Here is a 20,839-nt window from a genome sequence, read left to right as displayed (position 1 = left end):
TGAGTCCTTTGTGACACCTTGGCCTGCTGTGGCACATGAGTTCTTTGTGACATGTGAGTGCTTTTGGGCAGGTGAGTTCTTAGTGGTATGTGAGCTCTCTGTGGTGAGCGGGCTTGCCCGCGCTGGGCTGCGAAGCAGCCCCAATAAGACCGCCACGATTCTTCAGCAAAACCTCAGCGTTTGGTTGGGGGCTGCTTCGCAGCCCAGCGCGGGGCAAGCCCGCTCACCACAAAAAGCCCGCTCACCACAACAGGCCCGGTGACCACAACAATCCCTGTGACCACAGCAGGCCCGCTCACCACAGCCCTATAAATACCGCTGCATAGGCGTCGTGCACCACACCGGATCGTCCTCGACATCCACAATCTCAAACCCCTGGCGCCCCCAAAAATCAATCGCCCCCGGCAGGAACGGGTGGGTATGCAGGTACACCACTGCCACACCATCCGCCCGCGCCGTGGCCTCCAATGCGCGATAGAGCTGCCCCGCCAGACCAAAGCGGCGAAAGGCCGGGCGTACGAACAGGCGCACCACTTCCACGGTCTTGTGACCCTGGTAATTAAGCTGGGAAAAGCGGCCGTCATAGGGCAAGTAGCCGATGGCAGCGACGATCTGATCGTCATCGCAGGCGATCAGAAATCGCCCGTCGCCCTGAAGGTAAGTGGCTTCGAATTGCACCAGGTCAGCAGGCATGCCGGAGGCGCTGAGCTTGGGGAACAGCTCGGCGCGAGCTTGCAGGACGAAGGCCAGCACGTCGGGAATCTCTGCAATGGTGACCGTCTGGATGTTCATCATTCACTTAACTTACTCGTTGATAGCGCAGATACCCGTTGGCAGCTGTTCCCACACACACAAACCCAGCCACTTCATACATCAACCTAGCCGGGTTATCCGCACGCACACACAGGCTCAACCGTGCATAGCCCGCCTGTCTCGCCGCCGCCACGTACGCCTGCAGCAATGCACGGCCAATGCCATTGCGTCGATGTGTCTCCCCAACGTTGATCGTACACAACTCGGCAGCACCGTCTTCGGGCATCCACAGCGAATAACCGGCGAGCTGACCGTCAAGCATCGCTACCGTCAGCCGGTCAAAGTTCTCGACCCAACGGGTGAGATGCCGCTCCAGTTGCCGTTGCCAGGACGCTTCATGAGTTGGCTCCCAACGCTGGATATAGCCTTGTTCCCCCCGATAGATCGCAGGCAGGTCGTTCACGTTGGCGGGCCGCAGCGTCAGCGCGTTCACTCACGCAACTCGCACACCGCACTGCCCTTCATGCCCGACGCATGCACGCTCACATGGCGCACGGTAAAACCCGGCGCCTCGACGATTTTTTTCTCATCCCATGTGTCACCACTGGCCACCTGATAACCGATGGCGCCATCCGCCTGCCAGGTCAGCCGCAGCCTGTACACGCCGTTTTGATCAGGGACTCGATTGAACTGGGTGTCGATGATCGGCTTGGCTTTGTTGAAGGTCCGCAGGTTGAACAAGCGCTGGTCGGTGCCGGGAGGCGAATAGCTGGACAGAAACAGTGTGTCGTCTTCGGCCTCATCCTCAGCCGCAGCGAGAATTACCGACGGCACCCACTTTTCGCCACGGTTCTGGTTGTCGGTGATGACCTTGCAAGTCAACTGGCCTTTGCCGGTGACGTTCTTGCGCAGCACAGTCTGGTATTGGCCGTAGGGCACGTCGAAGGTCAGGGTTTGTTCAGTGACGGGGCTGCAGGCGGACAGCACAGACAGGGCTGAGAGCCCAAGGGCGCGTTGGAAAATCTTCACGTGCATTCCTTTGCTTGAGTAGGAGTCCAGAGGGTACCGGGCCTGTCACGCATCCTCCAGCCTGTCGCGCAAAAACTCGATAAACCGTTGAGTCTTCGCCGGCAGCAGGCGGGTTTCGGTGAGCGCGTAGACAGGCACCGATGTGCCATGCCAATCGGGCAACACTCTACGCAGTATGCCGCTGGCCACATCCTGCTCGGCAATGCCCTCAGGCAGCAGCGCAATGCCCAGGTCCAACGCGGCCAGCCGCCGGAGCATGCCTACGCTGTTGAGTTCAAACCGCCCGCTCACGTCGACTTCCACCTTATCCACACCCGACACCAAGCCCCATTGATGCGCCCTTGAACCGCGCATGCGCAGACATTCGTGATGCGCCAGGTCTGCGGGCTGCGCAGGCAGGCCAGCGCGTTCCAGGTACTGGGGCGAGGCGTACAGCGCTCGGCGCATGTTCGCGAGTTTGCGTGCAATCAGATTGGAATTGGCGGGCTCGCCCATGCGAATGACCACGTCCACCGGATCACTGATCAGGTCGACCTGGCGCGGCGTTAAATCGAGTTCGAAGGTGATACCCGGATACAGCCGGGAAAATTCGGCAATCAACGGCGCCAGGTAGACCATCGCGAAATCCACCGGCAACGAGGCGCGCAGCACGCCGTTGGGCTGGGCGAGCATTTCGCCGAGTTGCTCATGGGCCAGGCGGGCCTCATCGACAATGCGCTTGCAGCGCTCAAAGTACAGTTGGCCAGCCTCGGTGGGCTCGATCTTGCGCGTGGTGCGGTGCAACAGCCGCAGGCCGATGCCTTTTTCCAGCTCGCTGATGCGCCGGGACAGCGTCGAGTTCGGCATGCCCAGGGTCTCGGCCGCACGGCTGAAACTGCGAGCCTTCACCACCTCGACAAACAGCGCCATATCGTTGAGAAATTCCACAACATTATCCCATCAGTGGATTAGTCATTTCGCGTTTGAGCCATTTATCCCGAAATCGGATTGATCAATCATAACCCCATCACTGATGAGGAACACCGCCATGAATGCTCTTTTTTCTCCCCTTGCCCTCGGTCGCTACACCCTCGCCAATCGCCTGGTCATGGCGCCAATGACCCGCTCGCGCGCCGACGACGCCGGTGTGCCTTCCGACCTGGTGACCACCTATTATGCGCAGCGCGCCACAGCCGGTTTGATCATCTCCGAGGGTGTGTTCCCCGACGCATCGGGCAAAGGGTATGCGCGCACCCCAGGCATCGAAACCGCCGCACAGGTGGCCGCCTGGAAATCCGTCACCGACGCCGTACATGCCCAAGGTGGCCACCTTTTCATGCAACTGATGCATTGCGGACGGGTGTCTCACCCCTCGTTGTTGGCTGACGGTGGGCTGCCTCTGGCCCCCTCGGCGATCAAACCGGCGGGCCAGACCTGGACCGCGACCGGCCTGCAGGATTTCGTCACGCCGCAAGCAATGAGCGTGGCGCAGATCGGTGGCGTGGTCGACAGCTACCGCCAGGCCGCACGCCGGGCAATCGAGGCTGGCTTTGACGGTGTGGAGTTGCACGCCGCCTCCGGTTACCTGCCCGAGCAATTCCTCTCCAGCGGCAGCAACCAACGGGACGATCAGTACGGCGGTTCGGTGGAAAACCGTAGCCGCTTCGTGCTGGAAGTCCTCAAGGCGATGGCCGATGAAGTGGGCGCTGATCGCGTGGGCATCAAGATTTCCCCCGAGATGAACTTCAACGACATCAGCGATGCCAATCCACAGGAAACCTACACCTACCTGGTCACGCAACTGCGCGGGCTGAAGTTGGCCTACCTGCATGTGGCGCTATTCGGGGCGAGCTTTGACTACCACGCCGCGTTGCGCCCGTTGTTCGATGGCCGCTATTTGGTGGGCAGCGGGCTGACTCGGGACAGCGCCGACAGCTTGATCGCCGAAGGCAATGCCGATGCGGCGGTTTTTGGTAACGCGTTCCTGGCCAACCCGGACCTGCCAGCGCGTTTTCGCAGCGGTGCCGACTTGAATGTGCCCGACAAAGACACCTTCTACGCGCCAGGTGCCGAGGGTTACATCGATTACCCTGCGCTCTGAGGTGCACCACTCGGCTACTGAGCCTGGGTGATACTTGTGGTGAGCGGGCTTGCCCCGCGCTGGGCTGCGAAGCAGACCCATCAGAACCACCCCCGCTTTTCCAGACAAACCGAGTTGCCTGGTTTTAGGGCTGCTTCGCAGCCCAGCGCGGGGCAAGCCCGCTCACCACAACAAGCCCGCTCACCACACAAAAACCGGCTCACCCCAAATAAGCCCGCTCACCACAACAGGCTTGCTCACCCCAACAGGCCGGTCCGACGCAGAGGTTGAGGGCAATCGTTAAAGCGGCATAAACAAGGTTGTCCGCTTGCCATCGATGCGCTCAGTCATCCACGTGCGGCTGTACGCCAACACCGCCTCCCCCATCGCCACCGGAAAATGGATAAACCCATGGGCCGATTCCGGCAGCAGATGGGCCTCGGCCTGGGGCCAGCGCTGCGCAATCAATAGCGTGTCGTCTTTGAGCGGGTCCAGCTCCCCCACAAACATCAATGCCGGAGGCAGGTCGTCGAAGTCGCCATACAGAGGTGACAACGGCGGTTGCCTGCGCTCGTCATCGCTGATCCCCGGCGTCAGCATGCGCAGGGCCTCAACCATGCCCGGCCCATCCAGCAATAAGGTCTCCGGCCCGGCGCTGCGTACACTCGGTGTACCGGTCAGATCATAAACGCCGTAATACAGCACCGCGCCGCTCACCCGCTGGAGCAGCGCTGGCCATTGCTTGAGCGCCAGCAACGTGGCTGCCGCCAAATGCCCGCCGGCCGACTCGCCCACGACGATCACGGGCAGGTTCTTGAATTCATCGTCGCAGAGCAACCAGCGCGCCGCCGTCAGGCAATCCTCCATCAACCCCTCAACCGGTGTGTCCACCGCCAGCCGATAATCCACCGACACCACCGCCACGTCGCAGGCGTTGACCATGCCGAGGTTGAGGTCGTCATCCATCTGCGCATTGCCGATCACCCAGCCGCCGCCGTGGATATCCAGCACCACGCCCTTGGGCTTGCCGACGGGCCGCAGGATACGCACGGGCACGCCGTCCACGGTCCGGCTTTCAGCGGGCGTTGCGCGCCTGACCTTCTGGCTCACGCGCAACAGCGCCTGGATCAAGCGCGGTGTCACCCGGTTGCGGATTTTAAAGCGCGGCATCCAGGCAAGCTTTTGATTGAAGCGGCGCATCTGGGCCAGTTCCGGCTCGCTGGCCGGCCAAGGTTGATAAGCCATCAGCGGTTATTGCGCAGAATCGAGAAATTCAACGCCGCCGCGACACACAGCCACGCCAGGTACGGGAACAGGATCAAGCCGGTGATCAAATCCAGGCGCACCGCCAGCACCACCATGGCCGCCACGGTGATCCACAACAACACGATGATCACCATCCCGGCGAGCAGGCGATGGGCGCCGAAAAACACCGGCGTCCACAGCGTGTTCAAGGCGATCTGCGCGGCCCACAGCGCCAGCACCATCTGGCTGCCGGGGATCAGGCTGAGGCGGTAACCGGCCCAGGCCAGCAGCAGGTAGATGATCGTCCATGCGACCGGGAACAGCCAATTGGGCGGGGTGAAGCTGGGTTTTACCAGGGATTCGTACCAGGCACCGGGCTTGAAGATCACGCCGGTGCTGGCAGCGGCGGCACAGGCGAGCAGGAAGATGAAGAAAGTCATGGTCGGTCCTTGAGGTCGGTGGGAAGAAAGCAACGCTATGCTTGAGTGACTCAAACTGCTGCGCATAAATTCAATGATTCCCCCAAAAATGGCGCTGGGCGTCATGAAAACTGGGTAGGGTCTGCGCCCTACCCGATGATCAAATGTGGAATCTCGACCGTGGCCATCCCCCCCGCCCATCACCCTGACAGCCCCTGGTCGGTGTTCCTTGTCTTCCTGCGCCTGGGCCTCACCTCCTTCGGCGGCCCCATCGCGCACCTGGGCTATTTTCGTGACGAGTTCGTCACCCGGCGCCGCTGGTTGAGCGAACGCAGCTACGCAGACCTGGTCGCACTCTGCCAATTTTTACCCGGCCCGGCCAGCAGCCAGGTCGGCATCGCGCTGGGCCTGCAACGGGCAGGTTACGGCGGTGCACTGGCGGCGTGGGCCGGGTTCACGCTGCCGTCTGCCTTGCTGCTGATCGTATTTGCCTTGGGCATTGCCCAGCACAGCGAAGCCCTGCCAACCGGCGTGCTGCACGGCCTTAAAGTCGTCGCCGTGGCCGTGGTCGCCCAAGCCGTGTGGGGCATGGCGCGCACCCTGTGCCGGGGCCTGGCGCGCGTAAGCCTGATGCTGATAGCTGCGTGCGTGGCACTGTTGACGACGTCCGCGTGGGGCCAGGTCGGCGCGATTGCCGTCGTCGGCCTTGCCGGCCTGCTGTTCTTGACGCCCACGCCGAACACCGAACACGAAGCGCTGCCCATGCCGATCCGCCGCCGCACCGGCGCCCTGTGGCTACTGCTGTTTGTGTTGTTGCTGGTGGGGTTGCCGCTGCTGGCCCAACTGCTGCCCAATCGCAGCCTGGCGCTGGTGGACGCCTTTTACCGCAGCGGCGCATTGGTGTTCGGTGGCGGCCACGTGGTACTGCCGTTGTTGCAAGCAGAAGTGGTGGCGCCGCACTGGATCGGCACAGACCTGTTCCTCGCCGGCTACGGCGCCGCTCAAGCCGTGCCCGGCCCCTTGTTCACCTTCGCCGCGTTCCTCGGCGCCGCGATGTACTCGCCGCCCAACGGCTGGCTGGGCGGCCTGATCTGCCTCCTGGCAATCTTCGCACCCGCGTTTTTACTGGTGTTCGGCGCCTTGCCGTTCTGGGAAACCCTGCGCCGTAGCCCGCGCACCCAAGCCGCGTTGGCGGGCGTGAATACAGGCGTGGTGGGTTTGTTACTGGCCGCGCTGTACCACCCGGTGTTGACCAGCGCGATCTACACCACCTATGACATCGGCCTGGCGGTGCTTGCACTGGTCGCGCTGATGGTTTGGAGGCTTCCGCCGTGGTTGGTGGTGATCGCCAGCGGTGGACTGGGATGGTTATTAAGCGTGGGCGTCGGCTGAGCCAGGCTCAACAATCCTTAGCCACGGCCACCGCGCCTGATAACTCCTGGCCTTCTGCGCAAACAACGCCGGTTCCGAATGCAGTGGATTGATCCGCAACAGTCCCTGTTCTACATCCGCCAACCCATAGGGCGCATACACCTCGCCAGTGGCGATCTCCAAGCCGATGCACGTGCCGGCCACCAGATAACGATCAACCCCCTGTTTAGCCGAGTGCAGCTGCGGGTAAGGTCGGCCAAACCGCTGCCCATACCAGAGGTGAACCCGCGCCTGGTTCCTGACCTCCACATTCACACCCAGGTCCTGGAACAACCGCTCGGCCCTACGAATCACCGCGTCCTCGGCCTCGTAGGACAAGTCGGTGTCGAAGTAGAAAACGTCGTAGTCCTTTACGCCCTGCGCGGCAGGAAGATTGCACTGGTGATTCCACACCGCCTGGAACAGACACCCCGCCGTGAGCATGCACTGCTCCACACCGAGGTCGGGCAGGCGCTTGGTCATTTCAGCATTGATGGGGTTGGCCATGGCCAGGTGGAGCAAGGTGTCGACGGTCAAGGTCATGGGGATCCCTGATTTAATCAGCCCTTCAACTCACTGGCGCGATGACTCGCGGCATCGTCATAAGCCACATACAGCGACTCAGCGATTTGGCTCTTGATCGCCTTGGACGCTTCCAGCCCCAACACAAAGCCTTCTGCCTTGCCGCCTGCGCGGTTGAGTTCTTCATGGGTGGCGGCGCCGGTGATGGCGTCGAGCAGCTTGGTGGCGTGCGGGCCGACGCCCTTGGGCAGGCTGATTTGGTCGATGGACATGGGCGATACCTTGCAAGAGAGAGATCGGTAGCGCGTGGAACCACTGCCGAGGGGGTGGCATGGTAGACCGATATGCCCTGCAACGGGGCGTTTGCGAGTGAACCGGTTTGAAACTCCAGATGCGCTCGTAATGGCATTTCACTATCATGCAGCGCCCGGCACCGCTTCACCGCGCATGCCCGCACACCTCATTCAATCAAGACCAGGGACAGGCAATGCCGCCACTCAAAACACTGCTCGCCGCCAGCCTGCTGCTGATCTCGCTCCTGCCGAGCGCTGCCAGTGCTGGCCTGTACAGTTCGGACAACAACAACTTTGGCATCCTGAAGACCAACCTTACCGACGCCAGCAAGTACCGCTACGCCGCGCTGGTGTCGACCAGCAGCGAAGGCGACAACTTTGAAACCCTGCACCAGCTTTCACGCGTCTACGCCGAGATCCTGGAAAAAGACATGGGCGTGCCCGTCGCCCTGTACAACGCCGACACCCTGCACCTGAAAAACATCGACACCTACCGCGCCGCGGCCATCGAGCAGATCCAGCGCAAAAACTTCAGCGCCACGGCCGACACCTGCGCAGTGGCCAGCACCTTTCTGTACCCGTCCACCGTCGCCAACCTATTGCGCATCATGGCCCCCGACATCGTCATCCCCCGCAACGACCCCGCGCTCCACGCCCAACTGGTCGATGTGTCCAAGCACTTCCTGGCGCAAGACCTGGGCGTGCTGATGAAAATGTGCGACGCCTCGCCGTCACGCAAACAAACCGCCGCCTTCAAAGAATTCCTGGAAGCCCTGCAAAAAGCGCAGCCCTACATCGCCAGCACCGCACGCCTGAGCCAGCACCGCATACAGGCCAACGCCGAACAAAACGCCGAAGACGCCCGCCGCGCAGACATCGACCGCAAGGCCCTCGCCCGCAAAGCCGAGCAGGACAAAGCCTACCAAGCCGCCGAAGACGCCCGCGACGCAAAAATCCTCGCCGACCAGGCCGCCGTACGCGAAGAACAACGCCTCAAGGCCCAACGCGCCGAACAAACCCGCCAACAAGCCCTGGCCGCCCGCACCCCCGAACAAGTGAACAGGGACAACCAACAAAACGAAGACGTGCACTTCTGCTACAAATACGCCGCCATGAACAAAGTGGCCACCGACGCCAACAACCAAGGGATGTCGATCGAACGCGCCGAGCAGGTCCTGGTGGATATGAGAGGCCTCAAAGGCCAGGATGCCGAAGACATGCGCAGCACCATCCGCGTCGTGCGCCTGACCCACGCCAACGACACCCCCAACCAAGCCTTCACCCTCGAATACGACCGCTGCCTGGCACTGCGTGCCAAGAAACGCGCAGAGGGCTCACTAAACTGATCCCTCTGTGGCGAGGAAGCTTGCTCTTGCTGGGCTGCGCAGCAGCCCCAATACCATCAGCCACACAGACGAATAACCAGGCGACATCGCCTTGCTCCATTGCCTACGCTTGCGTCAGAATCCGCCGGCTTGTGCGCTGGGGTGGCCGTCTCTAAGGTTGCCCGGTCGCCGACATCTCGGTGATCGGGTTTAGTAGCCTGATGGTTTATCCAGACAAAGTGCACAAGCGTCATCCATCAGACAGTCCAGTCTGTACTTGATGGTGGCTGTGCGCAGGGCGTCTTCGGACGCGCCGGCTTTCGTTTGGATTCCCCGGTCTACTAACCTGCGCACAGCTGCCACCCTTCTGTTTAGTAGCTAAAGGACGGCGGCCCTAAACAGGAATTCAAACATGCTCAACGTCACACCGGATTCAACCCCCCTCTTCACCGTCGCCCCCGACGCCAGCAACGAAACCCTCATCACCAACAGCTACGAGACCTTCACCTCCGTCAGCACCTTGCTGCTCGACCTGTCCGAAGACCTCAACGGCAAACACCGCGACATTGCGCTGGCGATTCACCAACTGAGTGAATTGGGCGTGCTGTTGACGGCCAAACTGCTCGACCGCGAAATGCCTTGCGCCGGCTGATACCGGGCCCTTCAATGCGCTAGCATCAATGCTCGCCGCGTCGCTGTAAGGCGTTTACAGCGATTCGGCGAGTTAGGTTTTGACAGATTTGATAGATGCTCATGGCCGCGACCTATAGGAAGGGTAAGCAAGGAGTGAAATCACTACTGTGTCCACAGGGAGAAGTTCTTAGCCGCTAGGGACCTGCTATCGGCCAAAAGCTGTCGGTCGACTGATTAGAGTGGGACAGTTACGCTGACGTTTTTCGCGTGACTGGAAATGCGTATGACAGAGGTGTACCAAGGAAGCTGCTTATGTACAGCCGTTAGTTACGAGCTATCCGTAACACCGAAAGCAGTGAGCCATTGTCATTGCCGCCAATGCCGAAAAGGTCACGGAGCAGCATTCGCTTCGTACGGCAGTGTTCCCCGTAACGCATTACGGATACTGTCCGGCGCCACCAGCATCAAAACCTATACATCCTCAGAGGCGGTGTTACGCGAATTCTGCACGCACTGTGGCTCGACACTGTTCTGGTCACGATCTCAAGGCGAGTTTGCTGACTGGGTTTCGATAGCACTGGGCACGCTCGACACGCCCTTCATGCCAGAAAAGCAAAAACACGTTCATGTCGACTCCGCAGTCCACTGGTACACGCCATCCCAATCATGCTCCCAGGTCGGCTTACTGCTTTGAGTCATTTTCAGAGGGTCACGGCGGGCAGAAACCGGCCAGAAGCTGCCGATCAGCAACGGCAAAATTTGGTTAGGGTGGACGTTGATCCATGGACTGCTTTAGGCGGCCAGGTAAGTGGTCAGTCCAAAAAACACATCCCTTCCAAGCTTCAACTGGCGCCCCCCTTGCCCCGCTGCTACGTGTGGCCAACGGCGTGTGGTACTGAGCGAAGGCGGGTCGAAACGGCATATGCTGTTGGTACTGGCCTTAAAGCGTTGGGTCTCGCGGTTGGTCTGTCGCATGACGAGCGAAGCCCCCCCCGTTCGCCGTGACTGCGAACGGTTGCTCGACCGGCTGGACCCGCGCAATCATCTGCCAATCAGCATCTAACTAATCGAGCACAGGACCCGCGACTAGCCTATTGCAATGAGGCGGCGCGGATCACTTGAGCAGTCCGCTACTCGATCAAGTGGACCGAAGTTCCAGGTGCTAGCGCACGTGCGTCGGCTGCGTGTTTCAGGATCTAATGATCAGTCGTCACGTTTACTTGACCAACACTTTATCGATTTCCTGAACCAGGGACCTTGGTGCGGGCGTATCGGCGTACTCCTGAGCCATCTGCATTGGGTCGACCATTGGCGTGGTTACCCCGTCGAAGGAGAAACCGCCGACCACATAACGTGCGAAGGTAGGCGACGCCGGGTCTTCGTCGACCTGCCAATACCCGTCATACCGTGTCGCCAGGTACTCGCCGATGTAATAACCGATACGGGTAATGAACCATACACGGTTGGCCTCACTGATCACTGCACTTCGAAAACCGCTGTCCAATTGGGCCAAAAATTTCCCGGGAGTGTTAAGTACCTCGTGAGGTCGTTCAAACCCAAGGCTGGTGCAGAATTCATGGAGCACCGGCAGGCGCTCGGACTTGAATGCTGAAAAACCAGCCTTGCGACGCGCCAGCAATTGCTCGTCTGCCCCTTCGAAATTATCCATGCAGCCCTCATCAATCAATTATGAATAAGCACATCAATTTTATTTAACTCCAGCATCCTTGATAACTCTTGAGATGGCGGAGCTTCCAAAAATATCCATCGCGGCTCATAGCCTTTTACCGTGTCTCTAAGATAGAGATCCTTTTCAATCTGGCTATGAATCTGCGCGGTCAACGGGACTTCATTCAGTTTACCGTTAGAGGAGATGAGCCGCTGATAGGTCTTGATTTCGTTCGCCACGACACCACCCGCCGCCTTATCGACAGGTGCATCTACAAAACGTCCCCCCGTCCCGGGGACTGAGTAATAACGCTGACCTTCAGACCCGTAAAGCTCCTGAACGTAGGTTTCTCCAGCCTCCCACTTTTCACGACCACCCAAATTACGAACGTCATCGAGCGTAAAGGTTTTAGCCGTGGTGTCAGGCAACAATTTTAACCCTACATTTTTTTCGTAAGACTTGATTGAGCTGGCCCCACTCGGCTCAACTATTTTCATGACGTCATCGCTGACCGTGACAATGCTGCCTTTTGGCACAATAGTGCCTGACGTCAGCGTAACGTCACCGGAGAGCTTAACCGTGGTATTGGGCTGAATAACAAGACTTTCCAAAAACTGCGAGCCACCCTCGAGTTTGAAGTTCGGCTCATCTACCACCAGTCGGCCCGGGCTGCCACCGTCGACTTTATCCAGCACCCGCTCGGTCGCCCCCAGCTCTTCGCTCGTCTTGACCATACCGCCCAATTTCGCCGCTTTTTCCGCGCGGTTGATGGGCAAGAAGGCCAGCGCCCACTCTGTCTTGTACTTTTCGATCACCGCGGCACTGTTGACCGGGTCACCCTGCAACTCGTACAGCTTGCCCAACCCGTAAGCTGTTTGGCCTTCAGCCCAGAGCCCACCGACCAGGGCGACAGGGTGGGAAGCCGTGTTGATCAGCCCAAAAGCGATCTGTTCCGAGGTGTCCACCGGATGGGTCAGCAAGTTCTTGCCGAGGGTAAAGATACCTTCTGCAGTACCCACGAGCGCCTCGCGCTGACCTTTAAACGTACCCTCGGGGCTGGTGTAGCTCACAGGGCCAAAAGGCTGCCCTGTGTTTGCCCCTTCTGCAAAATTCAGGTTTCGGTTGTAGAAGTCCAGCGCCTCGGTTTGATCCGAGTCGAACCTGGCAATCGGCATCAGGTAGTTGAGGTTGATTTTTTCGTCGGCAAACGCCGCCGCGTGAGTGAACTGGTAATTTTGCACCAAGCGCAGGGTTTCTTCAGGCGTGTAGTTTTTAATGGTTGGTGTAAGCGTCGGCACGTCGCTCGTCGGACCTGGATCGTACATATTGCCCAGCGGTGCCAAAGCCTGGCCAAGGTGGGTCAGGGTGAGATCGTCCGGTGGCAGGCCTTTACTGCCCAACAGACTCTGCCACCCGGCGTCGGTGTAGTACGCCAACGCCCTTCCCAAACGGGCCTGCGCTTCTTCCACACTGATACCTGCCGCCAGCGCCAACGCAGGCGCTTCGCTTATAAGCAGAGGGATTTCTTTCGGGTGCAACTGGCGGTTGTAAGCATCGACGGCGTTGCCGGTGTTCGCCGCCGTCACTTGCCCGCCCACATTGCCTCCCGATGCGGCGGCCGCACCAACCCCCGCCGAGATCAAGGTAGCCAGTGAGTTGCGCTCGCTTTCCTTGACGCCGCTGTCTTTGAGCGCCTTGTCCACCATCGGCATAAACGTCGCCGACGCTGCCGCACCCTGTGCGCCGGCAAGCGCATTGCCACTGGACAGCCCCTGCGTGGCGCCTGCCAGCGTATGCAGCAGGATTCGCGCCGCGCCGCCTTCGCCCCAGGCCTGTTTGACCACGCTGTCAGTGGCTTCGAATTCGCGCTGATCGGCGTAGTCGCCAATGGCTTTGTAGGTATGGGCTGCCGTGGTGTTGGCGAGAATGCCGACGCCGGTGGTGCCGCCTGCCCCACCCAACCCTGCAGCTACCAGGCCGGTAGCGATGTCGGCCATGAGTCGCTTGTTGCCGCCTATGGCCCAGCTGTTGGCATCTTCGACGGCACGCGCCGCGCGAGCCTGTTGTTCCGGGGTACTGTCGGGGTTGTTACGGACATTTTCGCTTTGCGCCTCGGCCTCGGCCTGCTTCGCTGTGACGACCGACTGGACGATGCTTTGCCCCAGTTTTACCGAGCTCTGGACCAGGTCCATGCGCTCCTGCAGCGCTTTTTCGTCAGGGCGATCCAATTGCTCGTTGGCATTGGCCGTATCGCGATTGAGGCCGACCAGGTCGCTGGCACCGAGCGGGTTACGCACAATAATCGTGCCTTCACTGACCGCGCTGCGTGTACGGCTCTGTTCCGACTCGCGCAACATCAACGGTATGCTGCCGCCTACCCCTGTTTCGATGCCGCCATTTTCCAGGGCGGTATAGGACGCGCTGAGACCGACCGACTGGCTCTTGATCTCGCTACCTCGGAGCAGAAGGCAAGGAATGTCTGGCGCGAACTGGTGAATGACGTGGGCGCATGATTCCAATAGTCACGAGAGGCCGCTTCGTGCCGACTGCTGCCCTTCTCAAAGGGCAGCTTAGTGTCGATAACTGCCTATCACCAACGCTTAAGATGGGCTGGCCAACCCAAAGACCACAACGCCCAATAACCACATAAACTCACCCATAACCAACCACCCACGGCTCCTGCTCAATAGTCGCAACATCCCCCTCCGCCAATAACCCCCACAATTCCAGAATCTTGTCCCCCGGCACTTGCCTCATATGGCGAGGATCACCGGTCTCCAGATTTTCAAAAAGTGACGGTGCCCGACAGGTTTACAGCGATGCACCACTCTGCATCGTTGGTCACCGACACCTGCCCATGCTCATCATCTTGCCCGCGCGTTTGCAGTTCGGCGAGAAGCTCAGGGAATGTGTGTATGCCAGGATCAGCGTTCATGGCACCGTATCTGTGACTGACGTGATAACCCATATTGATCTCGTGGTTAGCCTATTTATAAAACGTCAACGCCGGGATAGAGGTCCGCAGGCGGATGGTAATCGGGATCCTCGAAGCGGCTATTGTTGTAATGGGTTTTGGCTGTCGGCCCTTCGCCCTTGTACGTTATCTGCGAGTTTGGCGTGAGATGCCACCCCTCTCCGTCTTTGTCGCGCTCGATCAGCGACGGGTACAACGTGCAAGTGCCTGATGAACCTGATGTCAGCCTGAACTGGTAAAAGCGCCCAGCCTGGGGCGTGAACTTCGCCGTGACGAAGCAGGATCGCGTACGTGCGCCCTCCCAGGACATGCCCACGTGCGTTTCGATGCCGGGCCGAATTTGCGTTTCGTAATAGTCAGACGTGAGGTTTTGCCCCGCTTTCGGCATCCCCTGATCCTGGGTATGGATGAACGGAAGCAGCCCGCTGCGAATCACGCCACCCGAACGTTTACCGTTTTCGTATTGGTACAGGTCGGCATGCTGCGTGAAGTTGACGATGCGTATCCAGGCGGGGTTGGGCTCGTTTACAGGGGCCGCGAAGTAATCGGTGTGGGGGAAATACTGGCAGCCTGCGAACAACGGCAGGGCCAGCAGGCAGAGCGCAGTGCGTATCGACATGAAGCCTGTCCTTTTGCGGAGTCAGGGTAGAGACCACGAGAAAGGAGGCGCATTGCATAACAGGTGATAAATTCGTGGGGGCCGATAGCGACGCGCTTGATCATTGCTGCGCGCAGGCAGCCACCGCACACTCTGCCGTCGTGAGGGGCGGTGTTCGGCCAAGACTCATGCGCCACAACCCGAAGTTGACGGTCGTCTTGGCTCAGATTCAGATTGAGCAAGCTGGTCGCTCGCCCAACCGCTCTACCAACCTTACGAGATAACCGTCGGTATCCTGGACGATAAATTCTCGCTGACCGACTTCTACGTTTTCAGCCCGATACCAGGTGTCTTTGCATTCTCGGTAGAGCGTAAATCCAGCCTGCTCAAGTCTTTGGATGACGGGGGCGACAGCCTCAACATCAATCTGTAGGTTCATGCCTCTTCCAAACGGCCTGGTCAACGGCGCCGTCAGCCATTGACCCGCGTCCGAATCAATTTGCTCAAGCATTACTTGCGCTCCGTTCAAATCAAGGTAGGCAAATCCATCTTCCGGGCGTTGATACGCTACGTTGAACCCCAGGCAAGAAACCCAAAAAGCCAAGCTGCTTTCCAGGTTGGTGACCATTAACTCCGGAACCAGTTTATTACGCTCGAACATGAGATGACTTCCATTTCAAAACGCGAATGTGTGCAGGCGGGCAGTTTCTGACAGCTACAGAAACTCGGCCAGCTTTAATTTATTTTCATAGAAACCACATCACCTACAAAACATAACGCCCCACCGACAACAAAACTATCTGCACAATCAAGTAGTCCGGCCACAGCGCCCAACGCTTGAGGGAAATCGGAACGGAAACAAGCTCTTCTTCACTCACATCACCCAGCCGGGTGTAACTCTTGGGGAACATAAAAAACAAACCGATCTGCCCCATGCGCATGGCTTTATCCCTCGGTCGATTACCGGGCCAAAGCCGCTTATTGTGTTGAACAATCTTATTGCCCTCAAAATACTGCTCCAGCTTTTCAAGCTTGAAGTAGTACGAATACAGCAGTAACGCGACGGCAATAACGACCTCCACACCCACCAGAAATGTGATGACCTTGTAGCCAGCTATATCCATAGGTCATCTGCCATATAAAGTTCTTCGCCCAGCTGTGCGCCATGACCACCGAATAGGTTCCTGGGTACACCCACCAACTTACCCCCTCTCACAGACTGCGCCTCACGACACGCCACCTCGCCCCCGTTCGCACACGATTCAGTAGTCAACGATTTTTTGATTGATATACGCCGCTGTCGTGTCGAACTCCGACCTCAACGAAGACAGCGTTCAAAATATAAAATCGGATTTTTCTACGTGGGCAGAAATCAATGGGGCAAAAACTCACTTTCAGAAAGAAGCTACAAGCCAGCAGATCAAAACCTACAGGCATCAGGTATTCTGCCCAGCGTCAAACCCGCCCCCCGGCCTGCTTTAAACGCGCATCAGGAGAGTTGCATGTTGATTGGCCATCGCTTCGAGCGCACCGCCCAGGATGACTTGCACGTCCACTCGCGCAACGGCGTGCAAAGCGTGTTTGTGCTGCTGACTGGCGCAATGGCGTTCATCCTGCCTTTGGCCTTCGTGCTGTTCTGGTTCACCGACGGCGGCTCGCAGTTGGCAGAGGTGGATCCGCTGAGTTCGCTGCTGATCGTACTCCTGCTGCTGCTTATTCCCGCCCTTGGCCTGCTGCTGATGGTGTACACCGGCACCCGCGAGACGTTGCTGTTGTCGCGAGTGAACGGTGAGGGCAAGCGCCGCACCCGAAACTTTTTCGGCGGCCGCGAGCGTGTGCAGTCGGTCTTCAGCATCGATAAACCTCACCACCTCGAACTTCGCCGCCGCCCGCAGGCCGAGCCCGCCTACACCCAGCTGTGGCTGGTGATGCGCGACGGCACCGAGCAACGGTTGACCACCGATAACGTGCCGGTGGTGCCGGGGAGCAAACGCACCGATGTGTGGCTGCGTGAACTGGCCGATTACCTGGGCGTGGCGGTGCCCACTGAGGTGGTCGTGGGGTCTGCAACGCCGGCGCCCTATAGGCCTGCGCCAGCACCGGCGAAGGTCGCCAGGCGGCGCAAAGTCAGAGGGCCCACGCCTGCGGCTGAGTCCACCGATAAGCTCGGCATTGCGGCACGTGCCCTGCTTTCACTGCTGGGTGCATTCTTCGCGGTGCTGGAGCTGACGCATGTCGTCGGCTTGGTGCGCGCGCTGTTCACTGGGCGGCTGCGGGTCAGCGGTGTTCGCTCAGGCTCGGCGAGCTTTTACTGGGCCGAGCAGCCGTGGGTGTTTTCATTCAATGTACTGGTGGGTGTGGTCGAGGTGCTGATTATCGGCGTGATCGCCTGGGGGTGTGTGCGTACGGCGATTCTGGGGCGGATGAAGGCCAATCATTAAGAGCCGCTGACACGCACATAGTAGTTATCGAACTCACCGCTCTCCACGAACACGAAACCATGACGTGTATAAAAGCGATTGGCAGCGCTTTCCTTGAGAGCGCCCACGTTTAGGGAGCGACGTAGCTGATCAGCTTCTCTAAAAATCTGATTCAGCACGTAAGCGCCAATTCCGGCCCCCTGAGCGTTTGGTATGACGTAAAGGTGCTCAAGCAAAAGCTCGCGCTGATGGTCTTTGACCACCACAAAACCGACCAACTCGCCCGCTACTTCTATGCGGCGCGTGCTCTGGACCTCGAACCCCGCGACAAATCGCTCGCGCGCGCGCCGGGGGTCGAAGCGCCCAACGCGTTCGAGACTCTCGCGCATGGCTTCAATTCTGATGGCGACCAGATCTTCCAGGTCGTCATGGGAAGCTGCGGCCAAGACGACAACAGCGTGTTGATCAGCACAGCGGGGCATTGCACACATCCTATAAGTGGTGACGCAGCGCGGGGCAAGCCCGTTCACTACAAAAAACCTGCTTGCGTGGGTCACGCCTGGGTACTGAACCGCTGCGCTGCCCGCCGCGCCAACATCGCCGCTTCCGTCGCTTCAGTCGCGCGTTCGCCTTTGTAGGCCAGTTGGGTCACAAACTCTGCGTCCCTGAACTCGGCCGGTACCAGGCTGTGCTTGTCTTTGAACAGCGGCGCCAGGTCGATGGTGTTGGCGAAGTTTTCCTGGGTCAGGCTGTAGTAGCCCATGGCACTGCCGGACCAGGGCGAACTGGCGTCTGTCATGTCGATGGCGGTATCACGGTACGTGACGGCGGCGGTCTTGAGGCCCAGGGATTTGTTGAGCAGATCCGTGAGCCGCTGGGTGTCGGAGCTGTTGAGCTGGCCGGCGGTATTAAGCACTTTCAGACTGCCGTCAGCGTCTACCGTGAAGCCATATTTCTTGCTGGCAAGGTCGGGGGCGGTGGTAGAAAGCGTTGCCTGGAACGCCTGGAACGAGGCTTTAAGCGTGCTGTGCGCAGCCCTGAAGAGCTCGGCGTATCGAGGGTACTCGGGCGATTCGGAGCGACCGACCCAGGTGTCGACGACCTCCAACGGTTTTGCCGTGGTGCTGGTGTCTTCACTGGGGTGGTAGATGGCGGCTGGCGCCGCGTTTGCCAGGGCGTCCTTGGCAACATCCGTCAGCGGTTGAGGCACCAGCTTTTGGTCGGACGGTGCGAGGCTGGTGCTGGCTGGGGGGAGATAGGCGGAGCTGACGGAGAGTGCCATTTAATCGGTCCATGATTAGCGGGTTCCTGAAGGTTATCGACGGGAACCGGGCAAGCTTGAATCAAGACGCCTCTGCTTGCAGGATCGTACAAGCCTGCCAACTCGCTACTTGGGTAGCCTTGGGCTTCTCCCCCATCCAAGGATCCACCATGGCTCAGCATCCGGTAAATCTCACCCACAAAGCCTCGCTCATCGATCAGCAGTGGAGCCCTAGAGTGGTCGCGGAAATGAACGACTACCAGTTCAAGGTGGTACGTATCGAGGGTGAATTCATCTGGCACGCGCACCCGGAAACCGATGAGGCCTTTCTGGTGCTGGAAGGCACGCTGCGTATCGACCTGCAGGACGGCCCGGTATACGTGGCGGCGGGCGAACTGTATGTGGTGCCGCGTGGCGTCGAACACCGCACCGCCGCAGAAGGCGAAGCCAAGCTGATGATGATCGAACCACGCGGCATCTTGAATACCGGTCACGAAGGCGGTGAACGCACAGCTGAAAATGATCAGTGGATCTGATCAGCAGCGCCCCCCACCAGCGCCAGTAATTCATTCACCAACTCAACCGCCTCTCGCTGATAGCCCTCCCGCCAGCGCGCCGACCAATCCTGCGGCCGACCGTCCTCTTCCCAAGCCGATAACGCCAAGCCGTTGACGATTTCCAGCTCAAACCACTGGCGCTGCCACCCGGCAGCGTCCGTTACCAGAGTGGTGTCGTGCCACAGGAACTCTGTGTGGGCGACAAAACGGCTCCAGCAGAACAGATCGTCTGAGGCCTGTTCCGCAAGTCTGATCAGTTGTGCTTTGTTATCCATGACTGGCTATTTGCCCTTGATTTCTTCCAACGGCGTGACAGCGCCTCGCACCGCAGCAATTGGCGTGTACGCCTGCAACGCTAGTGGCCACCCTGCAATCTCTGGATAATACCCTCCTCCCGCCCCGATACGGATATCCCGTTTTATGAAGTCGCCCGCGTCCGCCCTGCTCCTCGCGTCTGCCCTGTTGCTGCCAGCCATCGCCCACGCCGACGACGCCGCGCTCGCCGACACACTCAAGGCCTTCACCCGCTGCGACGCAACGTTCTTCAGCCGCCTGAACACCCACCACGCCGCATGGCAGGCCTATGCGCCGCTCAAGCAGGACAAGGACTTCACCTGGATCGCCGTTAGAAACCGTGCCGACCGCAACGCCAACCAAGTGCCCGTCAGCGCGCCGCCCATTGCGGGCCTGAAGCTGTTGTCGTATGCCGATGAGGCCACCGACCTCGATCAGTTGGGGCGCTACTATTACTGGGGTTTTGTCGTGCAAGGCGGCGTCGACGAAGTTGCCCAACGCCTTGCCCCGCTGCTGGACCAACCTGCACGGCTGCAAAAAATCGACGGGGCCTATATTCGCAGCGAACTCAAGGTCGACGACCACTGGCAGGCGATCAAGCCGCGACCCGGCAAGGCACCGGGCACGCGCCACGTTGAGCGGGTGCTGATCGTCGAGCCGGATGGCGAGCACACACGCGTCAGTTGCTCGGTACAGGGCGGCGTCGATGCGGCGCTGCTGGCGTGGCTGCGGCCGGACATCGCGCCGGTCGACTACCCGCGCACCGTGGTCGAAACCAGCATCAACGATGTCGAGGTACCCGCCAGTGTGCTCCAAGGCCTTGCCGCGCCACTGTTGCAACCGAAGTTCAAGAGGTTGAGCTACACCTACCTGTCCAAGAAAGGCGACGGCAGCCAGGACAGCCCGACCTCGGTCACCTTCACCGCCGACGGCGGCCTGCTGAAGAAGAACGAGGTCTACGGCGACACCTTCAACGTCGATCGCCTGATGCTGGCCGACCTGATCCAGTTGAAGTCAAAAATGAACGGCGTCGGCGATGGGCGCGTGCTGCAAACCCTCGCCGTCGAATTGAACGCGCCGAGCAGTTGGGCCCCTGGCCAAACCTTGCGCGCAGACATGCAGATGCTGAACGTGCCCGCCAAGCCCACCGACACACCTACCGCCACCTCATTGGTGTGCAAGGTGGGTGAACGCTTCCCGGCGCGCCAGGTGTTTGCTTCGCTGACCGGAGACGCCATCAAGCTTGAGTGCGACCAGGGCGACTACAAGACCTCGCGTGCGTTTATCGAGGATTTGGGAGTGGCGTTGACGCTGGAGTCGACGTCGAGCCAGTTCCACTACGTGAATCAATACACTGCGCTGGAAGTCGTGCGCTGAT

At 59.6% G+C, this 20,839-nt stretch carries 25 protein-coding genes; 8 read left to right on the top strand and 17 right to left on the bottom strand.

Annotated features, from left to right (window positions below; genetic code table 11):
• Positions 1 to 306: 306 nt before the first annotated feature.
• The 4 genes from EJD88_RS17540 to EJD88_RS17525 are packed head-to-tail and all read right to left on the bottom strand — an operon-like array spanning position 307 to position 2,709.
• The gene (locus EJD88_RS17540) at positions 307 to 792 is read right to left on the bottom strand and encodes a GNAT family N-acetyltransferase (protein ID WP_158878635.1); all 486 of its coding nucleotides are present in this window, start codon (positions 790 to 792) and stop codon (positions 307 to 309) included.
• 7 nt (positions 793 to 799) lie between these two features.
• Complete coding sequence (locus EJD88_RS17535; protein ID WP_256674401.1) at positions 800 to 1,216, bottom strand: GNAT family N-acetyltransferase; 417 nt, start codon at positions 1,214 to 1,216, stop codon at positions 800 to 802.
• A gap of 26 nt (positions 1,217 to 1,242) precedes the next feature.
• Positions 1,243 to 1,782, bottom strand: coding sequence for a hypothetical protein (locus EJD88_RS17530; protein WP_256674400.1), 540 nt, complete (start codon positions 1,780 to 1,782; stop codon positions 1,243 to 1,245).
• 45 nt (positions 1,783 to 1,827) lie between these two features.
• Positions 1,828 to 2,709, bottom strand: a complete 882-nt coding sequence (locus tag EJD88_RS17525; RefSeq protein ID WP_158878602.1) for a LysR family transcriptional regulator — start codon at positions 2,707 to 2,709, stop codon at positions 1,828 to 1,830.
• A 100-nt stretch (positions 2,710 to 2,809) separates the two neighbouring features.
• Here EJD88_RS17525 and EJD88_RS17520 point away from each other — a divergent pair, with 100 nt between their 5' ends.
• Positions 2,810 to 3,862, top strand: coding sequence for an alkene reductase (locus EJD88_RS17520; protein WP_158878601.1), 1,053 nt, complete (start codon positions 2,810 to 2,812; stop codon positions 3,860 to 3,862).
• Positions 3,863 to 4,141: 279 nt separating this feature from the next.
• Here the strand turns inward: EJD88_RS17520 and EJD88_RS17515 are convergent, their stop codons facing one another.
• The gene (locus EJD88_RS17515) at positions 4,142 to 5,086 is read right to left on the bottom strand and encodes an alpha/beta hydrolase fold domain-containing protein (RefSeq protein ID WP_158878600.1); all 945 of its coding nucleotides are present in this window, start codon (positions 5,084 to 5,086) and stop codon (positions 4,142 to 4,144) included.
• On the bottom strand, positions 5,086 to 5,526 hold the full coding sequence (locus EJD88_RS17510; RefSeq protein WP_065925072.1) for a TspO/MBR family protein: 441 nt from the start codon (positions 5,524 to 5,526) through the stop codon (positions 5,086 to 5,088). The genes EJD88_RS17515 and EJD88_RS17510 overlap by 1 nt, the downstream gene beginning before the upstream one ends.
• Positions 5,527 to 5,691: 165 nt before the next feature.
• On the opposite strand from EJD88_RS17510, the gene chrA reads away from it, so the two are divergent.
• Positions 5,692 to 6,897 (top strand): chromate efflux transporter, encoded by a 1,206-nt coding sequence (gene chrA, locus EJD88_RS17505; RefSeq protein WP_256674402.1) that lies wholly within the window; start codon positions 5,692 to 5,694, stop codon positions 6,895 to 6,897.
• Here the strand turns inward: chrA and EJD88_RS17500 are convergent.
• Positions 6,877 to 7,458 (bottom strand): nucleotidyltransferase family protein, encoded by a 582-nt coding sequence (locus EJD88_RS17500; protein WP_099586274.1) that lies wholly within the window; start codon positions 7,456 to 7,458, stop codon positions 6,877 to 6,879. The genes chrA and EJD88_RS17500 overlap by 21 nt on opposite strands.
• A gap of 17 nt (positions 7,459 to 7,475) precedes the next feature.
• A complete protein-coding gene (locus tag EJD88_RS17495) occupies positions 7,476 to 7,709 on the bottom strand; it encodes a hypothetical protein (protein WP_099586275.1) in 234 nt (77 codons plus the stop codon).
• Between the two features lie 215 nt (positions 7,710 to 7,924).
• Between EJD88_RS17495 and EJD88_RS17490 the strand changes: the two genes are divergently transcribed.
• The 3 genes from EJD88_RS17490 (at position 7,925) to EJD88_RS17480 (ending at position 10,382) form a co-directional block, all read left to right on the top strand.
• Positions 7,925 to 9,076, top strand: a complete 1,152-nt coding sequence (locus EJD88_RS17490; protein ID WP_158878598.1) for a hypothetical protein — start codon at positions 7,925 to 7,927, stop codon at positions 9,074 to 9,076.
• A gap of 391 nt (positions 9,077 to 9,467) precedes the next feature.
• Positions 9,468 to 9,707 carry a DUF6124 family protein gene (locus EJD88_RS17485; RefSeq protein ID WP_158878597.1) on the top strand — a complete coding sequence of 80 codons (240 nt, stop codon included), beginning with the start codon at positions 9,468 to 9,470 and terminating at the stop codon, positions 9,705 to 9,707.
• A 264-nt stretch (positions 9,708 to 9,971) separates the two neighbouring features.
• Positions 9,972 to 10,382, top strand: a complete 411-nt coding sequence (locus EJD88_RS17480) for a GFA family protein (RefSeq protein ID WP_158878596.1) — start codon at positions 9,972 to 9,974, stop codon at positions 10,380 to 10,382.
• Positions 10,383 to 10,904: 522 nt separating this feature from the next.
• Here EJD88_RS17480 and EJD88_RS17475 read toward each other — a convergent pair.
• The 6 genes from EJD88_RS17475 to EJD88_RS17450 form a co-directional block, all read right to left on the bottom strand.
• Positions 10,905 to 11,357 (bottom strand): hypothetical protein, encoded by a 453-nt coding sequence (locus EJD88_RS17475; protein WP_158878595.1) that lies wholly within the window; start codon positions 11,355 to 11,357, stop codon positions 10,905 to 10,907.
• Between the two features lie 14 nt (positions 11,358 to 11,371).
• On the bottom strand, positions 11,372 to 13,714 hold the full coding sequence (locus EJD88_RS17470) for a hypothetical protein (RefSeq protein ID WP_158878594.1): 2,343 nt from the start codon (positions 13,712 to 13,714) through the stop codon (positions 11,372 to 11,374).
• Between the two features lie 428 nt (positions 13,715 to 14,142).
• The gene (locus tag EJD88_RS17465; RefSeq protein WP_158878593.1) at positions 14,143 to 14,292 is read right to left on the bottom strand and encodes a hypothetical protein; all 150 of its coding nucleotides are present in this window, start codon (positions 14,290 to 14,292) and stop codon (positions 14,143 to 14,145) included.
• Positions 14,293 to 14,347: 55 nt separating this feature from the next.
• Positions 14,348 to 14,950, bottom strand: coding sequence for a hypothetical protein (locus tag EJD88_RS17460; protein WP_158878592.1), 603 nt, complete (start codon positions 14,948 to 14,950; stop codon positions 14,348 to 14,350).
• 208 nt (positions 14,951 to 15,158) lie between these two features.
• A complete protein-coding gene (locus tag EJD88_RS17455; RefSeq protein ID WP_158878591.1) occupies positions 15,159 to 15,590 on the bottom strand; it encodes a VOC family protein in 432 nt (143 codons plus the stop codon).
• A gap of 103 nt (positions 15,591 to 15,693) precedes the next feature.
• A complete protein-coding gene (locus EJD88_RS17450; RefSeq protein ID WP_158878590.1) occupies positions 15,694 to 16,053 on the bottom strand; it encodes a hypothetical protein in 360 nt (119 codons plus the stop codon).
• Positions 16,054 to 16,431: 378 nt separating this feature from the next.
• Between EJD88_RS17450 and EJD88_RS17445 the strand changes: the two genes are divergently transcribed.
• Positions 16,432 to 17,370, top strand: a complete 939-nt coding sequence (locus EJD88_RS17445) for a hypothetical protein (RefSeq protein WP_158878589.1) — start codon at positions 16,432 to 16,434, stop codon at positions 17,368 to 17,370.
• Here the strand turns inward: EJD88_RS17445 and EJD88_RS17440 are convergent.
• Entirely contained in the window at positions 17,367 to 17,831 is a 465-nt protein-coding gene (locus EJD88_RS17440) for a GNAT family N-acetyltransferase (RefSeq protein WP_158878588.1), read from the bottom strand. The two genes, EJD88_RS17445 and EJD88_RS17440, sit on opposite strands and share 4 nt — an antisense overlap.
• 71 nt (positions 17,832 to 17,902) lie before the next feature.
• Complete coding sequence (locus EJD88_RS17435) at positions 17,903 to 18,631, bottom strand: hypothetical protein (RefSeq protein ID WP_158878587.1); 729 nt, start codon at positions 18,629 to 18,631, stop codon at positions 17,903 to 17,905.
• Positions 18,632 to 18,780: 149 nt separating this feature from the next.
• Between EJD88_RS17435 and EJD88_RS17430 the strand changes: the two genes are divergently transcribed.
• On the top strand, positions 18,781 to 19,146 hold the full coding sequence (locus EJD88_RS17430) for a cupin domain-containing protein (RefSeq protein ID WP_150760316.1): 366 nt from the start codon (positions 18,781 to 18,783) through the stop codon (positions 19,144 to 19,146).
• On the opposite strand, the gene EJD88_RS17425 is transcribed toward EJD88_RS17430, so the two are convergent.
• Positions 19,134 to 19,442 carry a hypothetical protein gene (locus tag EJD88_RS17425; protein ID WP_099586392.1) on the bottom strand — a complete coding sequence of 103 codons (309 nt, stop codon included), beginning with the start codon at positions 19,440 to 19,442 and terminating at the stop codon, positions 19,134 to 19,136. The two genes, EJD88_RS17430 and EJD88_RS17425, sit on opposite strands and share 13 nt — an antisense overlap.
• A gap of 145 nt (positions 19,443 to 19,587) precedes the next feature.
• Here EJD88_RS17425 and EJD88_RS17420 point away from each other — a divergent pair, with 145 nt between their 5' ends.
• Positions 19,588 to 20,838, top strand: a complete 1,251-nt coding sequence (locus EJD88_RS17420) for a hypothetical protein (protein WP_158878586.1) — start codon at positions 19,588 to 19,590, stop codon at positions 20,836 to 20,838.
• Position 20,839 lies beyond the last annotated feature (1 nt).

It is taken from the genome of Pseudomonas sp. PB105, from assembly GCF_009764655.1.
Lineage (GTDB): Bacteria > Pseudomonadota > Gammaproteobacteria > Pseudomonadales > Pseudomonadaceae > Aquipseudomonas > Aquipseudomonas cyclaminis.
The sequence above is the reverse complement of the archived record's forward strand: the minus strand, read 5'-3'. Positions and strand labels throughout refer to the sequence as shown.